General features: G+C 47.5%; 15 protein-coding genes and 1 rRNA gene. 1 reads left to right on the top strand and 15 read right to left on the bottom strand.

Translation table 11 applies throughout. From position 1 onward, the window contains the following. Positions 1–98 (bottom strand): 16S ribosomal RNA (locus B9Y93_RS24770); the annotation flags it as partial. A 399-nt stretch (positions 99–497) separates the two neighbouring features. Continuing rightward, complete coding sequence (locus B9Y93_RS19850; RefSeq protein ID WP_088550052.1) at positions 498–1,412, bottom strand: hypothetical protein; 915 nt, start codon at positions 1,410–1,412, stop codon at positions 498–500. A gap of 120 nt (positions 1,413–1,532) precedes the next feature. Here B9Y93_RS19850 and B9Y93_RS19845 point away from each other — a divergent pair, with 120 nt between their 5' ends. Beyond that, positions 1,533–2,009: a DUF2614 family zinc ribbon-containing protein gene (locus B9Y93_RS19845; protein ID WP_338113953.1), complete on the top strand. Its 477-nt coding sequence runs from the start codon at positions 1,533–1,535 to the stop codon at positions 2,007–2,009. A gap of 76 nt (positions 2,010–2,085) precedes the next feature. Here B9Y93_RS19845 and B9Y93_RS19840 read toward each other — a convergent pair whose 3' ends face one another. The 13 genes from B9Y93_RS19840 to B9Y93_RS19780 all read right to left on the bottom strand — a co-directional run bounded on the left by B9Y93_RS19840 (position 2,086) and on the right by B9Y93_RS19780 (position 13,974). Then, the gene (locus B9Y93_RS19840; RefSeq protein WP_244903497.1) at positions 2,086–3,816 is read right to left on the bottom strand and encodes a glycosyl hydrolase family 18 protein; all 1,731 of its coding nucleotides are present in this window, start codon (positions 3,814–3,816) and stop codon (positions 2,086–2,088) included. Positions 3,817–3,896: 80 nt separating this feature from the next. After that, positions 3,897–4,337 carry a peroxide-responsive transcriptional repressor PerR gene (perR, locus tag B9Y93_RS19835; RefSeq protein WP_085497383.1) on the bottom strand — a complete coding sequence of 147 codons (441 nt, stop codon included), beginning with the start codon at positions 4,335–4,337 and terminating at the stop codon, positions 3,897–3,899. A 194-nt stretch (positions 4,338–4,531) separates the two neighbouring features. Continuing rightward, positions 4,532–5,713: a DUF4097 family beta strand repeat-containing protein gene (locus B9Y93_RS19830; RefSeq protein ID WP_085497381.1), complete on the bottom strand. Its 1,182-nt coding sequence runs from the start codon at positions 5,711–5,713 to the stop codon at positions 4,532–4,534. An 18-nt stretch (positions 5,714–5,731) separates the two neighbouring features. After that, positions 5,732–6,370: a TM2 domain-containing protein gene (locus tag B9Y93_RS19825; RefSeq protein ID WP_085497378.1), complete on the bottom strand. Its 639-nt coding sequence runs from the start codon at positions 6,368–6,370 to the stop codon at positions 5,732–5,734. Between the two features lie 41 nt (positions 6,371–6,411). Then, a complete protein-coding gene (locus tag B9Y93_RS19820; protein ID WP_085497375.1) occupies positions 6,412–7,017 on the bottom strand; it encodes an RNA polymerase sigma factor in 606 nt (201 codons plus the stop codon). 154 nt (positions 7,018–7,171) lie between these two features. Further along, positions 7,172–7,885: an MgtC/SapB family protein gene (locus tag B9Y93_RS19815; RefSeq protein WP_085497452.1), complete on the bottom strand. Its 714-nt coding sequence runs from the start codon at positions 7,883–7,885 to the stop codon at positions 7,172–7,174. A 34-nt stretch (positions 7,886–7,919) separates the two neighbouring features. Further along, entirely contained in the window at positions 7,920–8,387 is a 468-nt protein-coding gene (locus B9Y93_RS19810; RefSeq protein ID WP_085497373.1) for a GNAT family N-acetyltransferase, read from the bottom strand. A gap of 361 nt (positions 8,388–8,748) precedes the next feature. Beyond that, positions 8,749–10,188, bottom strand: coding sequence for an Asp-tRNA(Asn)/Glu-tRNA(Gln) amidotransferase subunit GatB (gene gatB / locus B9Y93_RS19805; RefSeq protein ID WP_085497370.1), 1,440 nt, complete (start codon positions 10,186–10,188; stop codon positions 8,749–8,751). An 18-nt stretch (positions 10,189–10,206) separates the two neighbouring features. Continuing rightward, positions 10,207–11,649, bottom strand: a complete 1,443-nt coding sequence (gene gatA / locus B9Y93_RS19800) for an Asp-tRNA(Asn)/Glu-tRNA(Gln) amidotransferase subunit GatA (RefSeq protein ID WP_425320363.1) — start codon at positions 11,647–11,649, stop codon at positions 10,207–10,209. 36 nt (positions 11,650–11,685) lie between these two features. Beyond that, on the bottom strand, positions 11,686–11,973 hold the full coding sequence (gatC, locus tag B9Y93_RS19795; RefSeq protein ID WP_085497366.1) for an Asp-tRNA(Asn)/Glu-tRNA(Gln) amidotransferase subunit GatC: 288 nt from the start codon (positions 11,971–11,973) through the stop codon (positions 11,686–11,688). A gap of 205 nt (positions 11,974–12,178) precedes the next feature. Beyond that, positions 12,179–12,616, bottom strand: a complete 438-nt coding sequence (locus B9Y93_RS19790) for a threonine/serine exporter family protein (protein WP_085497364.1) — start codon at positions 12,614–12,616, stop codon at positions 12,179–12,181. Continuing rightward, on the bottom strand, positions 12,613–13,386 hold the full coding sequence (locus tag B9Y93_RS19785) for a threonine/serine exporter family protein (protein WP_169027267.1): 774 nt from the start codon (positions 13,384–13,386) through the stop codon (positions 12,613–12,615). The genes B9Y93_RS19790 and B9Y93_RS19785 overlap by 4 nt, the downstream gene beginning before the upstream one ends. A gap of 207 nt (positions 13,387–13,593) precedes the next feature. Further along, positions 13,594–13,974, bottom strand: coding sequence for an ATPase (locus B9Y93_RS19780; protein ID WP_085497360.1), 381 nt, complete (start codon positions 13,972–13,974; stop codon positions 13,594–13,596). Positions 13,975–14,061: the final 87 nt, after the last annotated feature.

The following is a 14,061-nucleotide window of genomic DNA, read 5'->3' as shown; positions in this document are numbered from 1 at the left end:
CAAACACTTTCCGAAGAAAGTGTAAGACTCCGCTCGACTTGCATGTATTAGGCACGCCGCCAGCGTTCGTCCTGAGCCAGGATCAAACTCTCCATAAAAGTGTTTGACTTGCTCATTGTATTGCTGACGAGAAATTAATTCTCAATAATGTTTCACTCGTTGTTCAGTTTTCAAAGAACAATTGCGCTCCAGCGATCAACCCGATCACCTTCGCTTTAGCTCGCCACATCGTTCAGCAGCGACTCTTATAATGTATCATATTCACTCAGTTTCCGTCAAGCACTTTTTTTAAGAAAGTTTTGTTCGAAGTTTATCGAAGCTTGTCATCTCTTTGTGAACTTTGATGCATGTCCTCTGAGGGACGAGTTCTAATTTATCATAATGGACATGGTGAAGTCAACCCTCTATTAAAAAAAGTTGGATTGTTCCTCTCCCATGCCCAATATAGCTGGTTCTATTAATAACTACTATAGTGATGTATGCTGATGCTTCTGTCATCAGCCGTGCACTGCTTTTCGCTCTTCGTTCCAATGATAGATCGAATAAAGAGCTTCTGGGTAATGAGGATCTGAAGAAGGTTCTGTTGTTTTGATGACATAATGGCTCCTTGTAAGCTTCTCCATAAGCATCGGCAGCTGTTTACGAATGATCTGAAGTTCCTCTCTCTCATACAATTGTTCTAGAGATACCCCTTGCTTACTCTCCCGCAGGATCCGAAGCAGCGGCGCCGCACAGCTGTTGAGCTTCGTTGTGATCGAGAACTCACAAGCCAATAGTACCAGTTCAACCCGTTGAAGAACCGTCTCATTGCTTGTCGCCAATTCCTCATACAATTTGAATACCCCTGGACTTAGATGCTTGACCTGCTCCCACAAACCTACTTGATCATGTTCTCCGTGCTCCACTACAGTGAGGCATGCCCACTCTTTTAAAGCCGTCAGCACAGATGTATACGCATCCCATACATGTCCCTTCTCAAGATAACGCCTGCCATGAACATAAGCTTCAACGAAATTCGCAAATCGGCTTAGAACTACTTGTTCGTGTAAGGGGGTTCTTCCCAACATGATGCTTTTGACGCTCTCAATGTGACCTTTGCGGTCAAGCTCAATTTTTCCTAAAGGAATCAATCGCTTCACATCATGATGTTCCAAATCACTCACCTCCAGAAGTTCTTGTTCGGACAATCGGCTAACCAGTATTGGCCTTCCTTCAACATCATCCAGCCATTGAGAAGCAACAGCCTCTTCAGGAAACTCCGTATGAACCAAAATAATATGAATATACCAATCGACAAACTTTTTGGACCATGCTTCGACAATATCCTTGTCCACGATGACAATTCCCGATATGTCTTGATCTTTGACTAGAGGGTCCAGGAGCAGTACTGGCCCCATTTTTCCCTTTTCCATTCTGTTCCCCACACTTTTTTTGGCTTTCTTTTACAGCAACTCTTCGTTTATAATTCTACATAGATCGTCTCTTTCCTCCTCATTTTTTTAACATTCCATACATGATAGGAGAGTCGTACTATGAGTCATTCCTCTAGTAATATGGAGAAAGCCAAACGCTTCTTCTTTCGATCGAGCAAGATCAATGAGTTTCGATTATGGGGACTACTGCTTACCATGGGCGGAATGGGACTAATGGTGCTTGGCACTGCAGGAATTCTTATGTGGGGAACGAACGGAAGACTGTTTGCCGCCATATTCATGGTAATCGGCATGATTGCTCTCTTGGGCAGCATGGCCATATATTTTGCTGCTGGCATGCTTTCCACCAGCGCCATGATCCTAGTATGTCCAGAATGTGGGCGACAAACAAAGATTCTAGGCAAGACCGACCGCTGTATGTTCTGTCGCACGATGCTTACCTTGGATGAGAGCCAAGCTACGGAGCATCCCCAGGTTAAGAGCAGCAGCGATCATGAATCCACAGACATCAACAACGCCGCTCCAGCACAGGATGAATCAACAAAGTCCGAGCAGGAACGAACATTTACATCTTAGAATAGCACAACAAAGCCGTACCTAGATCCAGCTGATTGCTAGATTCGGGTACGGCTTCTTATTATGATCTATCCATTTAGTAGTGCAGCATGCTCCATAATGATTCATCGCCGAATGTTCTTGCCCATGTCGCAACACCTGCAAGTCCCATTCTTTTTGCCATATCGACTCGTGCTTGAATCGATGTCTCATCTTCGATCCATACTCTCATTCGCTCTCCATCAACGGTAACCTCTGCATAATTCTGCCCCACATCCTCCATAAACTCCGGTGTGACCTTATGCTCTTGCAGCCATTCCTTGATTCCAGTCATGCCTACTGCCTTCGACTTCACTTCTGTCTTGCCATTCTGCTCCGTCTCTGTCCATATGCGCATGTATAACGGCATGCCCAAAACGAGCTTGCTGGCAGGCACCTGATCTTCATCCATAATTCGCTGCATCGTTTGTTCTGTCCATGGAAGGGATGCTACCGATCCTGCCTTCGGACTTGCCGCCCAATGCTCATCGTAAGCCATGACCATCATGTAATCGACGCTCTTGGCAAGATTGGCCCGATCAAGAAACATCGACCAGTTCCCGCTCGAGGATTTGCCTGTTACATCTATGGATACGACAAGCCCCTCTTGGCGAAGAAGCGGCGTCAGCTCCCTTACCCACTGAGTCAGCACCTCCCGCTCATTTACATTTACATTTTCAAAATCAATATTTAGGCCATCAAAACGGTACTGCTCTGCATAATGGAGCAGCTGCTGAGTCGTTCGATTTCTTCTCTCGTACGTGCTTAGCGCCTCTCTCGTGAGATCAGGATCAAAGCTGTTGCTGTACAACGCCCATACCTGTTTCCCCTCCGCATGTGCCCAATCAACCAAGTCTGCATCCGCCTTGCTCTTTACATTCCCTTGGCCATCTTCCAGACTGAACCATGTGGGACTGATCACATTTACGCCAGGCATATCCGGAAGCGAGCTTGTCTTCGGGTTGCGTGTATAGACGGCTTCCCACGTTAGATTAATGGGTATATTCTGCTTAACAAAGTCCGGAAGCTCCATCGACTTGCGTTCTGGCACTTGTACCGCGCCGCTTTGCTCAACCTCGCTGCGTTGAACATAACCGACTGCGCCGCTGACTTGATCGGTAGCCTTGAACCATTCACCCTCCGCATCCCACAGCTTCAATTCTGTATCTCCGAATAATTCGGCAACCATGAGTGCGTGCTTATCTGGCTCTTCACGCAATGCCACCTTATCGTCTGCACGTTTTTGCAGCTTAATCTTCCCTTGATCATAATTTGTTCCCGGTGCCAGCAGTTCTACCTTGCCATCCACCTTAAATTGCTTGCTTCGAGTAACGCCAAGCTCCTCTAGAATCGAAGCCGCTACATAACCTTCTCCATCTATGATATCCGCAGTCCCGCTCCACGTATGGGATTGCCCATTCCATATCCCCTTATTCCCATCTACGGGAATGACAGCAGTATTGGAATCATTCGTCACAATGACTAGATTGGATTGCTGTTCTGCCCACACATAAGTGGACATATAATCTTCGATCGCACCTGCTGGAATCAGAAGTTCCTTCCCACTGCCTTTAGCTCCATATGCTGTGAGCTGATCATTCCAAGCTATGCGCTGTGATATCCCATCATCTTGATTGGCAAATTGTTGATTAGGAAGCCACTCCTGAATTCCTTTCCACAAGCTTATGGCTAATAAAATCAATCCTGCAAGCAGCACCAAACGGCCAAATCCCTTTTTCTTCTTCGCTTGCCTTCTCCTCATGGGAGGTCTTCCAGCTTGTCTTTTCATTCGAGCCTCCATCTTCCATGTTTATTCAAAACATAAAAAGCGCGCAGATCCATCACTGCGCGCTCATCTCACTTGAAATATCAATGTACCGATGCTGCTTCTTCAGCACACTCCCGGCACACCCCATACACTTCCATCCTATGTCCTCGAATATGAAATCCGGTTCGTTCAGCAGCAGCCTGCTCAACATTCTCCAATGCAGGTATCGAGAAATCCGCGATCTTGCCGCATTTCTCACAAATCGCATGATAATGATCCGATACATTCGCATCAAAGCGGCTGGAGCTGTCACCATAAGTTAGCTCTCTTACAAGTCCTGCTTCAATAAACATCTTCAGGTTGTTATAAACGGTAGCTACACTCATGCTCGGGAACTTCGGTTCCAAAGCCCGGTATATCTCATCTGCAGTAGGATGGGTCATGGAATCCATCAAGTATGCCAAAATAGCATGACGCTGCGGTGTAATGCGTACGCCGGACTCTTTCAAATGTTCTAATGCATGCTGTACCCGCGTCTTCATCCTGACCACCACCTTCTATCTGTAATATCTGCACATCGGGTATAACTATTACATTATAACAATTATCAACAAATAATTGGTATATGTCCATTGTACGTCTTTATTTTTTTGTTTGTCAATACAATTATTGCGTATTCAATCGAGAAAAACCGCACAACGGTGCGGTATTCATTGCTTAGCTATGGCGAAGCACATTATCTCTGGGCCACGTTCACATCGCCATTCGCCTGAACGAACACTTGATACAGCCCTTCTCCCAACAAACCCTGCATCTCGTGTTCCGTGATGGTAAGCGGAAAATCTGAACTTAAATCTCCAAAGGAATTCTTCACTTGCATGAATGCGTTAAGATCCTCTGGAAGCTTCATTTCCACGTCCCCAGCTAAAGTGGTTACGCTCCATGTTCCTGCTAGTGAAGAGGTACTGATCCGAATATCGCCGCTGTAGGTTTCCGCGAATACATCCTGGGCAAGCTCACTGCCTTCAACATCTCCACTTTTCGTGAACATATGGAGATTGCCACCAATCTCGCTTGCGACAATATCCCCGCTCGCCGCTTTAGACTCTGCATTTCCTTGGATATTCTGGAGCTCCGTATCTCCGCTAGTGGTATGAGCCATAACATCGCCCCCCACATTCGAGATTGAGATATCGCCATCAACCGTGTCCACCTGTACAGAACCTTCAAGATCATGAATATAAAAGTCCCCTTCTTTTACTTTTGCATTGAAAAGGAGGTCCCTTTCTCTAGGGAGCTTAATACTCAGATCAACACGACTGGAATAGCCCGCTTGGCGAATCTTATCCATGCCATCCATCTTCAAACTCAATACAGGTTCGCTTGCATCTTCAATCCAGCGAAGCTTTAATGGAGCAGCCAGTATCTCTACATCCTCAGGAGAAGCATTGAATATCGTCACGATCGCTTCAACTTGAAGCGTATCTTGGGATCCAGTCTTCACATAAATATCTCCCGCTGTCTGATCGATTCTCAATTCACGAACAGATAAAGGAACATCCGTTGTCTCCGTTGGAATGTCCGTCTTTGCTCCGTCCATCTTCACCATCTGCTTCATCATCGAAAAGTCAAATTGCACACTACGCACCCAATCTTGAAACAGTGAAGGTTGAGTGGTCGTAAACACGATGGCTGCAATGAACAATGAGGCAAACAAGCCCAAAGTATCGAACTTGCGTTTACGCTCAGTTTTGCGAAAGCTGAACCATAAGATTTCAAGTCCTAAGCTTATTGGAATGACAGACCACCAAGTAATCAGCAGGGTTATGGTATGCGTATGATATAGGCGGTCAACCAAGAGCATAATGCCTACGGCAATAATAAGCAGCGAGGCTGTGATCCTGCCGACTTTAATCATATTGCTCCCCCCTGCATGTTAAGGTCTGAATCTAGATTCTTTGTAGAGCAGATAGATGCCTCCAGCAATTAATACTGCTGCCCCGGCGAATGAGCCTCCATTGCGCAGCAGCCAGCGAAGCCAGTCGGGATCAATGGTAAACAGCATGAGCATAAGACCAATCACGACCAGCAGAATTCCAAGCCATGGTCCTTGCTTGACAGACTTGCTCGTACCATACAGCGCTTGTGTATTAACCTTGTCCGTGTTCTGCATGGCATCGAATAAATTATAGAAGTATATGACCGGAAGCAATAGCGATAATAGCACAATCAGCGGTACATTCGTCCCGTCATTAGAAGTGCTGAAGTAGACAATGGTCACAATATCCAGCGCCAGCAGCATCATCATGAGAAGTCCACGCTGCATCAAGCCAAGATAAAAATGTCCCATTCCTGGGAAGAAGAATCCTAGCATTACCGCAACAAACTTACTCTTCCGTGGAGGCTTGCTATTCATAAATGGAGGCTCTCCGGCATGCGCATAAGGCCGCTCGTTGGCATTAAACCACCCTTGACCGCGGCTTTCCTGCTGCATTCGCTCCACTTTTTTCATCCGTTCCTTAAGAAATTGCTCCTCCTGCTCATTCTTCGATGAACCTGAGCGATAATTATTCATGCTGCTCCCCCCTTGTATTTAGACATTGCCGCACACATCTGCTAAGCCAATTCCAAAGATTGTCCCCAAGCACGCTTAAAGAGCGACTTTGCCCGATACAGTCTGGTCTCTACCGTACGAACCGGCATGGACAACTGCTCTGCAATCTCTGTGTACGAGCGGTCTCGCAAATGATACAGCACCATGACCGTTCTATATTTCATAGGAAGCTGCTTCAAGACCTCCAGCACTTCTTGTGAACGCTCCCTAGTGATTAATCGGTCTTCGGGGAGATCGCTCCATATCAAGTCCAAATCAATCTGTCCCTCAACATGCTGCATCGTGTCCGTTGTCATTTCTATATGCTGATGCTTCCATTTGCGAAGCGTATCAATCATCTGATTGCGTGTCAGGCGATACAGCCACGTGGTAAATTTGGCGTCGCCACGATACGTATGCAAGGAGCGGAATACTTTAAGCCATACATCCTGTGCAATATCTTCTGCCAAGTAACGGTCAGAAACCGTGCGACAAATACAAGTTAACACAAATGGGCGATGTCTTTCCACCAATTCCTGCATAGCCCCTTCATTTCCCTCTTTATATTGTTGGATCAACCACTCGTCAGTGCGCTGCTGCTGGCTATCATTTCTCGTTTGTTTATTCATTGCTGTCCATTCCTTTCCACTCTAACCCAAAGGTTATCTCTATTCGCACGCGTCCGCGAAAGACCATTTTTGTTACTTTTATTGTACGTCTTGGGACAAAAGCAAAGAAACCTTCCTGAGTCTAGGAAGGTTTCACCGACTTTAGTCTAGTTTTTTATTCAATCGTAACAGAGCGCACACCTGTCAGCTGTTCGATCTCGGTGGCAAAGGTTAGAATATCCGTATGCTTGGAGATGACAACAGCAAGCTTGATTTCCTTGCGGTATGAATCCCTGTAATCGCGATGGCTGCGCTCTTCTTCTAGATGAAGAATCGTCATCTTTTTTACATTAATCCCGTGCTCGGAGAGGCAGCTGTTCAACGTTTTCATAACATCAAATGCTTCATCTGTAATCAGCGTTAAGATTCTTGGCTTCTTGCCAGCCAAATATCGCTGCTCCAGCTTATTAAATGCGAATAGATTCACCAACACGAGTCCTGTCGTCAAAATGGATGGGAAGTAAAAGCCGGCACCAACCGCTAGTCCAATTGCAGCAACAACCCACAGCGAAGCCGCTGTCGTTAAGCCTGCAATCGCTTTCCCTGTAAAAATAATGGTGCCTGCCCCCAAGAAGCCAATTCCGGTAATAACAGCCGTTGCTAGACGCGCCGGATCGATCCGGACATTCTCCTCATACACAAATTGAGAAAAGCCGTATATGGATAGCAGCATAAGCAATGCGGAACCTAGACAAACAAGAATATGAGTGCGGAGTCCTGCCGGATGATTGGCTTGTTCCCGTTCAAGCCCCACGACGCCCCCTAGTACCATGGCCAGCAGCAGGCGCAGTGTAATATGTAGATTATCAATATACCAAGGGTCTTGTATTTCTAATGGCAACACAATCTCCTCCCGATGCCCACTAAGTCGTCAATGGTTGTGTCTTGGATAAAGTGCGAAGAACAACGCCTGGCGCTACCTCGTCATCCCTAACGTAGTGAAACCCAAGCTGCTCATACAAGGTTATGGCTGGCGTATTCTTCAGCCCTGTACAAATCGTGAATGTGTGAACGTCTTTCATGGATAGCACGTACTGCATTAAGGCTCTGCCAATTCCTTTGCGAAAATGATCTGGTCTTACCATGACACGGCAAATCTGCAGCAGATGGGGCGCCTCCCTTTCATAAGAAATGACCCCCGCAAGCTCATTGGAATCGGTATACCAGCCATAAAAATGCTCCTGCACCTGCATTAGCTCGTCCTTCGTCTCCAGCAAAGGAGGTATCTCATGAAATCCAATAAGCAGAGCTTCAATGCCATAGGCTTGCTGCTGCATATTCCACACCTGCTCAAATAGCTCAGGATCATGTAAATGAATCTCTTTAATCATTGTACTCACCTTCTTCCCTGAAAATGAATATATCCCCTGCTTTTAACGAGCGTTGATTCTGATCACGCCGCAAATCGCGACTTATAAACAGCAGTGTACCTCATATTTGACATATTCGGAAGAGAGGAAAACTTCTTTTCGTTCTATCTAGATCTATAAACGTTCAGCCTGACAATCATAGAGCTGATCAACACAAATTGTTTTGCTTATAAGCGGCAGATGGCGTTCAGCGAGGAGGTTCACAGCTACTGACCAAGATGACTGCTTTCATTACAAAAAAACAGAACCATGCAATAACATGGCTCTGTTTCTATTACTCATATAACGAGTCATATCGAATCCTTCAGCAGAAAAGCAATGCTTATCCTTTAAGAACCTCGCGCAGAAGCTCATTGACAAGCCCAGGATTAGCTTTCCCTTTGGATTCCTTCATCACTTGTCCAACGAGGAAGCCGATCGCCTTATCCTTACCGGCACGGAAATCTTCCACCGATTGAGGATTAGCCGCAACAACCTTCTCTACAATCTCTTTGATCGCGCCTGTATCGCTGATCTGAACAAGACCTTTTTCCTCAACGATAACTTGAGGAGCTTTGCCTGTTTCGAGCATTTCCTTGAATACCGTCTTCGCGATCTTGTTGTTGATGGTGCTCTTCTCCAGCAGGCCAAGCATCTCGCCAAGCCCTTGACCCGTGAGCTTCACTTCATCGATGTCCTTGCCGTTCTGGTTCAGGTAGCCAAGCATCTCACCCATAATCCAATTCGCTACAGCCTTGGCGTCTTTGGTGTAGTTCAAGCTCTCATCGAACAAATCAGCCATCTTCTTAGAAGAGGTGATAACACCAGCATCATAGCTCGACAAGCTGTAATCCGCTGTGTAGCGCGCTTGTCTTGCATCAGGCAGTTCAGGGATGGTGGCACGCACACGCTCCTGCCATGCTTCATCGATATGAAGCTCCACAAGGTCTGGGTCTGGGAAGTAGCGATAGTCATGCGCCTCTTCCTTCGTACGCATCACAATGGTCCGTCCTTGCGCATCATCCCAGCGGCGAGTCTCTTGAATCACTTTATCGCCGTCTTCTAGAACCTCTGTCTGACGCTCAACTTCATACTCAAGTCCGCGCTGAACGCCGCGGAAGGAGTTCATGTTCTTAAGTTCCGTCTTCGTACCGAACTCCTCTTGGCCGTATGGACGAAGGCTGACGTTCGCATCGCAGCGCAGGGAACCCTCTTCCATTTTCACATCAGACACATCACAGTATTGCATAATCGCCTTCATCTTCTCCAAATAAGCTTTCGCTTCTTCAGGGGAGCGAAGATCCGCCTCCGATACGATCTCGACAAGCGGCGTTCCGCAGCGGTTCAAGTCTACCATGGACCCGAAGCCGCCATCCATATGCGTCAGCTTGCCCGCGTCTTCTTCCAAGTGGAGGCGATTGATTCGAATTCGCTTCGTTTCACCATTCACTTCGATATCGATCCAGCCGTTCGTTCCGATTGGGCGATCATTCTGAGAGATCTGATAAGCCTTAGGGGAATCTGGATAGAAATAGTTTTTACGGTCAAAATGACCGACAGATGAAATCTCACAGTTCAATGCCATAGCGGCCTTCATCGCATATTCAACCGCCTGGCGGTTAAGCACCGGCAGTACGCCCGGATGGCCAAGGCAGATCGGACAAGTATGGGTATTCGGCGCCGCACCAAAGGATGTCGAGCAGCCGCAGAAGATCTTCGACTTCGTATGGAGCTCGACGTGCACCTCCAAGCCGATCACCGTTTCGTATTGAGCTTGCGTCATGTCAGGGTCTCCCTCCTCTTACAACTGCGGACGCAGCTTGTGATGTTCAGTATGCTGTTCGTAAGCATGGGCCGCCTTAAGCAGTCCAGCTTCATCAAATGGCTTGCCGATAAGCTGCAACCCTACAGGAAGTCCATCTGCAAGTCCGCATGGAATGCTGATCGCAGGAACGCCGGCAAGGCTTACTGGAATCGTCAGAATATCGTTCATGTACATTTGCAGCGGATTGTCTACCTGCTCGCCAATCTTAAATGCTGTTGTTGGCGCAGTAGGCGCAAGCAGAATGTCATAGCGAGACAGCGCTTCGTCAAAGTCACGCTTAATCAACGTACGAACCTTCTGAGCTTTAAGATAGAAGGCATCATAATAGCCGGAGCTAAGCGCATAGGTGCCAAGCATGATGCGGCGCTTCACTTCTTGACCGAAGCCCTCGCTTCTGGATTTCACATACAAGTCAAGCAGGTTGTCCGGAGATGACGCGCGTACGCCGTAACGCACACCGTCAAAGCGCGCAAGGTTGGAGCTTGCTTCAGATGACGCGAGCAAATAATAAGCAGCAACGGCATACTCCGTATGCGGCATCGAGACTTCTTCCCATGTAGCGCCTAGAGATTCGTATACCTTCAGCGCTTCCATAATCTTCGCCTTAACGACAGGGTCAACGCCTTCACCCATGTATTCCTTCGGAACACCGATGCGTAGCCCCTTCACATCGCCTGTAAGCGCGGATGGGTAAGAAGATACCTCCACATTTGCAGAAGTAGAGTCCATCTGATCGTACCCTGCAATGGCTTGAAGCACATGAGCTGCATCTTCTACGGTACGGGTCAATGGACCGATCTGATCCAAAGATGATGCAAAGGCAACAAGCCCATAGCGAGATACTCGGCCATAGGTTGGCTTCAAGCCAACAATCCCGCAGTAGGAGGCAGGCTGACGAATCGAGCCGCCTGTATCGGAGCCTAAGGAAAATGGCACTTGCAGCGCAGCAACAGAAGCTGCGGAGCCGCCGCTTGAACCACCTGGAACACGATTAGTATCCCAAGGATTGCGTGTCGTTTGGTAAGCGGAATTCTCATTCGAGCCGCCCATCGCAAATTCATCCATATTGAGCTTGCCAATCGTAATGGCGCCCGCTTCCTTCAGCTTGCGGGATACGCTGGAATCATACACAGGAACAAAGTTCTCGAGGAAACGGCTTGCACAAGTCGTACGAAGCCCATCAGTCACAATATTATCCTTGATCCCGATCGGAAGACCTGCGAGCAGGGAATCTGCTTCGCCCTTTGCATACTGCTCATCCCAAGCTTTGGCCGCTGTGCGAGCACGATCCTCATCCAGCGTCAGGAAGGCTTGAATCGACGCTTCTGTTTCCGCAATGCGAGCGTAGGAAGCTTCCACAAGCTCTGAGGAAGATAAGTCGCGAGACTTCAAACGCTGCTTTAATTCAGCTACATTCATATCTAAGATCGTCAACTAGAACATCCCCCTCTCAACCTATTCGAGCACAGCAGGAACAAGGAATTGACCCTCTTCCTCTTCTGGCGCATTCTTCATAACTTGTTCTATCGTAAGCGATTCACGCACTTTGTCATCACGCAGCACGTTATGTATCGGCAATACGTGCGTTGTCGGTGCTACATCGTCGGTGTTCAATTCATTCAGCTTGTCCGCATAATTCAGAATCGCGTTCAACTGACCTAAAAAGCGGTCCTTTTCTTCTGATGCCAGTTCCAAGCGTGCAAGACGTGCCACATGCTCAACGTTCTCTAAGCGAATGCTCATACGTTACAACATCCTCCTCACTATCCATTGGCTGATCCAGCAGCCAAAATCATCCCTTTATTATAGCGCAGAACGAAAATCAACTCAACGCGGATCACTGGAACGATTTTACTCACAAAAAAAAGACATCGAGTACGTCCCCCGTTGGGAGAGCTGCTCCATGTCTTTGAATTCAGCCAGAATCGGTTGCCGTTTCTTCTATAGCTCAGCGCTTTAAGCTCATCCACTTCGGTCTGCGCAGGCGTGTAACGCCAAGAGTAAGCACGAACCCTAGCGAGATGCTGATTGCAGTGGAAAAGGAGAAGATCGCAGAGCTCCAGGCTGCTTGTGTATCTCCCTGCACAAAATCATACATGGTGGAATACAGCGCCCAGCCGGGAACGAGCGGAACAAGCCCTGGCACAATAAAGCTTATCGCAGGCATCTTCGCTACGCGCGCAGCAATTTCAGAGAATACATTAAGCACGCAGGAAGCAAAGAAGTACGCGACAAAGTCGCTACCAAAGAGCGGCTTCACAATGAGAAAGGCGAGCCAGCTTAAGCCGCCTGCAAGTCCTGCCACCAGCATGCCCTTGAGCCGAAGCTGAAACGCGCCTCCAAAGCACATGCTTATAAAAAATGATGTTACAACCTGTATGATCATAAGATATCACTTCCAAACAGGCTCATACTTAATCCAATCACAGAGCCAGAGCCAACCGCGATCGCAATCGCAATCAGCAGTGCCTCAGACACTCTTGACATGCCAGACAAGAAGTCGCCTGCCATAATGTCCCGCAGAGCATTCGCCATGATTAATCCTGGAAACAAGTTCATCAGCACCGAGATCAGCATCATATTCGACATCTGAAACCATCCCGTGAGCGTTAGCAGCACAATGCCAATAGCAGCCGCTGCCCCGCCGATCACATGAATAAAGACGACATTAAACTGCCCTTTTTCAAAGGGATAAAGTATCAGCCGCATCACAGCTCCCGCTACGAAGGCACCGATCGCATCAAGAACGGAAGCGCCGAAGAAGATCGTATAGGCTGCCGATATCAAGGCATAAAAGAGCGTAGAGAGCCACAGAGGGTAGCCCTTCATCTGCTCAATCTCTTTTAACTCGCGATAGGCTTCATGGACAGAGAGCTTGTCCGCCACAATCGCTCTAGACAGCTCATTGACTCTTACAATCTTCTGTAGATTGAAGCTTCGATGCTTGATCCGCTTAATGACTGTCTTGGAACGGAAATCATCCTTAACTGCAGAAGTGATAATAGCGGTCGGAACGACAAAGCTGTCCACCTGCTTGATTCCGTACGCCTGACAAATGCGATTAATCGTATCTTCAACGCGGTAGATTTCTCCACCGCTCTCAAGCATGATCTTGCCTGCGTATGTCGCGACATAGATGATGCGGCTTGATTCCATTCTTGGTTCTTCCTCTCCGCCTGATGTATCCATACAAAGATTGAATATAGGTTCTGGTCAAAACAGACGACGTCTAGGACAGACGATCTTTGAATACAGCTGAAAAAGACGTGCAGTGCACTTCGCTTATAAGGCGAAATCGCTCCCTCACACGTCTTCCTCTTAAATTATGGGGCAGTGACTATTCCTAGTATGACCCATTCTTCCTTATATCCACGCTCTCAAGTTGACTTTACGAATAAAATCTTCTGCAGTCATCGGTTCAGCATCTTCCTCTTGTTCTGCTTCCAATTCTTCATCGTTGCTCATCAAACGACGAAACAGTTCTTCGTTGCGTGTAGCAAGCGCGTAATCTATCAGCGCCTCCCGTTCGACGCGTTCCGCTTCCTGCTGAATCAACAGGTCTTCGCATTCAATATCTGAAGCCGGTACGAAGAAATTGCGGTTTGCTTTCGGAACTCGGATGACATAATCAAAGGCGTTATCCGCGTTGCGGTCATATGCAATAATATAGCCGTATTCCCCGATAGGCAGCTGTTGTTCGAAACGGTCGGCGACAATGACTACTTTCTCTCCCAATTGCAGCATTGATCATGCCTCCCAGCCATTAGGTCGGATAAGACCATTTTTCACTATGTTACTAAAAAAGTGTTCTGGTGTAAACGCTCAGCTGCT

It is taken from the genome of Paenibacillus aquistagni, from assembly GCF_900177815.1.
In the GTDB taxonomy this organism is placed as follows: Bacteria; Bacillota; Bacilli; order Paenibacillales; family Paenibacillaceae; genus Paenibacillus_B; species Paenibacillus_B aquistagni.
This window is presented reverse-complemented; position numbering and strand designations above follow the sequence as displayed.

What these genes read in the sequence shown, in the direction of transcription:
- B9Y93_RS19810 (WP_085497373.1), bottom strand. Translation starts at nt 8,387, where the DNA reads ATGATTAAAGAGATTCATTTACATGATCCTGAGCTATTTGAGCAGGTG.
- gatC (WP_085497366.1), bottom strand. Translation starts at nt 11,973, where the DNA reads ATGAGCATTCGCTTAGAGAACGTTGAGCATGTGGCACGTCTTGCACGC.
- gatA (WP_425320363.1), bottom strand. Translation starts at nt 11,649, where the DNA reads ATGAATGTAGCTGAATTAAAGCAGCGTTTGAAGTCTCGCGACTTATCT.
- B9Y93_RS19780 (WP_085497360.1), bottom strand. Translation starts at nt 13,974, where the DNA reads ATGCTGCAATTGGGAGAGAAAGTAGTCATTGTCGCCGACCGTTTCGAA.
- B9Y93_RS19840 (WP_244903497.1), bottom strand. Translation starts at nt 3,816, where the DNA reads ATGAAAAGACAAGCTGGAAGACCTCCCATGAGGAGAAGGCAAGCGAAG.
- B9Y93_RS19845 (WP_338113953.1), top strand. Translation starts at nt 1,533, where the DNA reads ATGAGTCATTCCTCTAGTAATATGGAGAAAGCCAAACGCTTCTTCTTT.
- B9Y93_RS19790 (WP_085497364.1), bottom strand. Translation starts at nt 12,616, where the DNA reads ATGATCATACAGGTTGTAACATCATTTTTTATAAGCATGTGCTTTGGA.
- gatB (WP_085497370.1), bottom strand. Translation starts at nt 10,188, where the DNA reads ATGACGCAAGCTCAATACGAAACGGTGATCGGCTTGGAGGTGCACGTC.
- B9Y93_RS19785 (WP_169027267.1), bottom strand. Translation starts at nt 13,386, where the DNA reads ATGGAATCAAGCCGCATCATCTATGTCGCGACATACGCAGGCAAGATC.
- perR (WP_085497383.1), bottom strand. Translation starts at nt 4,337, where the DNA reads ATGAAGACGCGGGTACAGCATGCATTAGAACATTTGAAAGAGTCCGGC.
- B9Y93_RS19825 (WP_085497378.1), bottom strand. Translation starts at nt 6,370, where the DNA reads ATGAATAATTATCGCTCAGGTTCATCGAAGAATGAGCAGGAGGAGCAA.
- B9Y93_RS19850 (WP_088550052.1), bottom strand. Translation starts at nt 1,412, where the DNA reads ATGGAAAAGGGAAAAATGGGGCCAGTACTGCTCCTGGACCCTCTAGTC.
- B9Y93_RS19830 (WP_085497381.1), bottom strand. Translation starts at nt 5,713, where the DNA reads ATGATTAAAGTCGGCAGGATCACAGCCTCGCTGCTTATTATTGCCGTA.
- B9Y93_RS19820 (WP_085497375.1), bottom strand. Translation starts at nt 7,017, where the DNA reads ATGAATAAACAAACGAGAAATGATAGCCAGCAGCAGCGCACTGACGAG.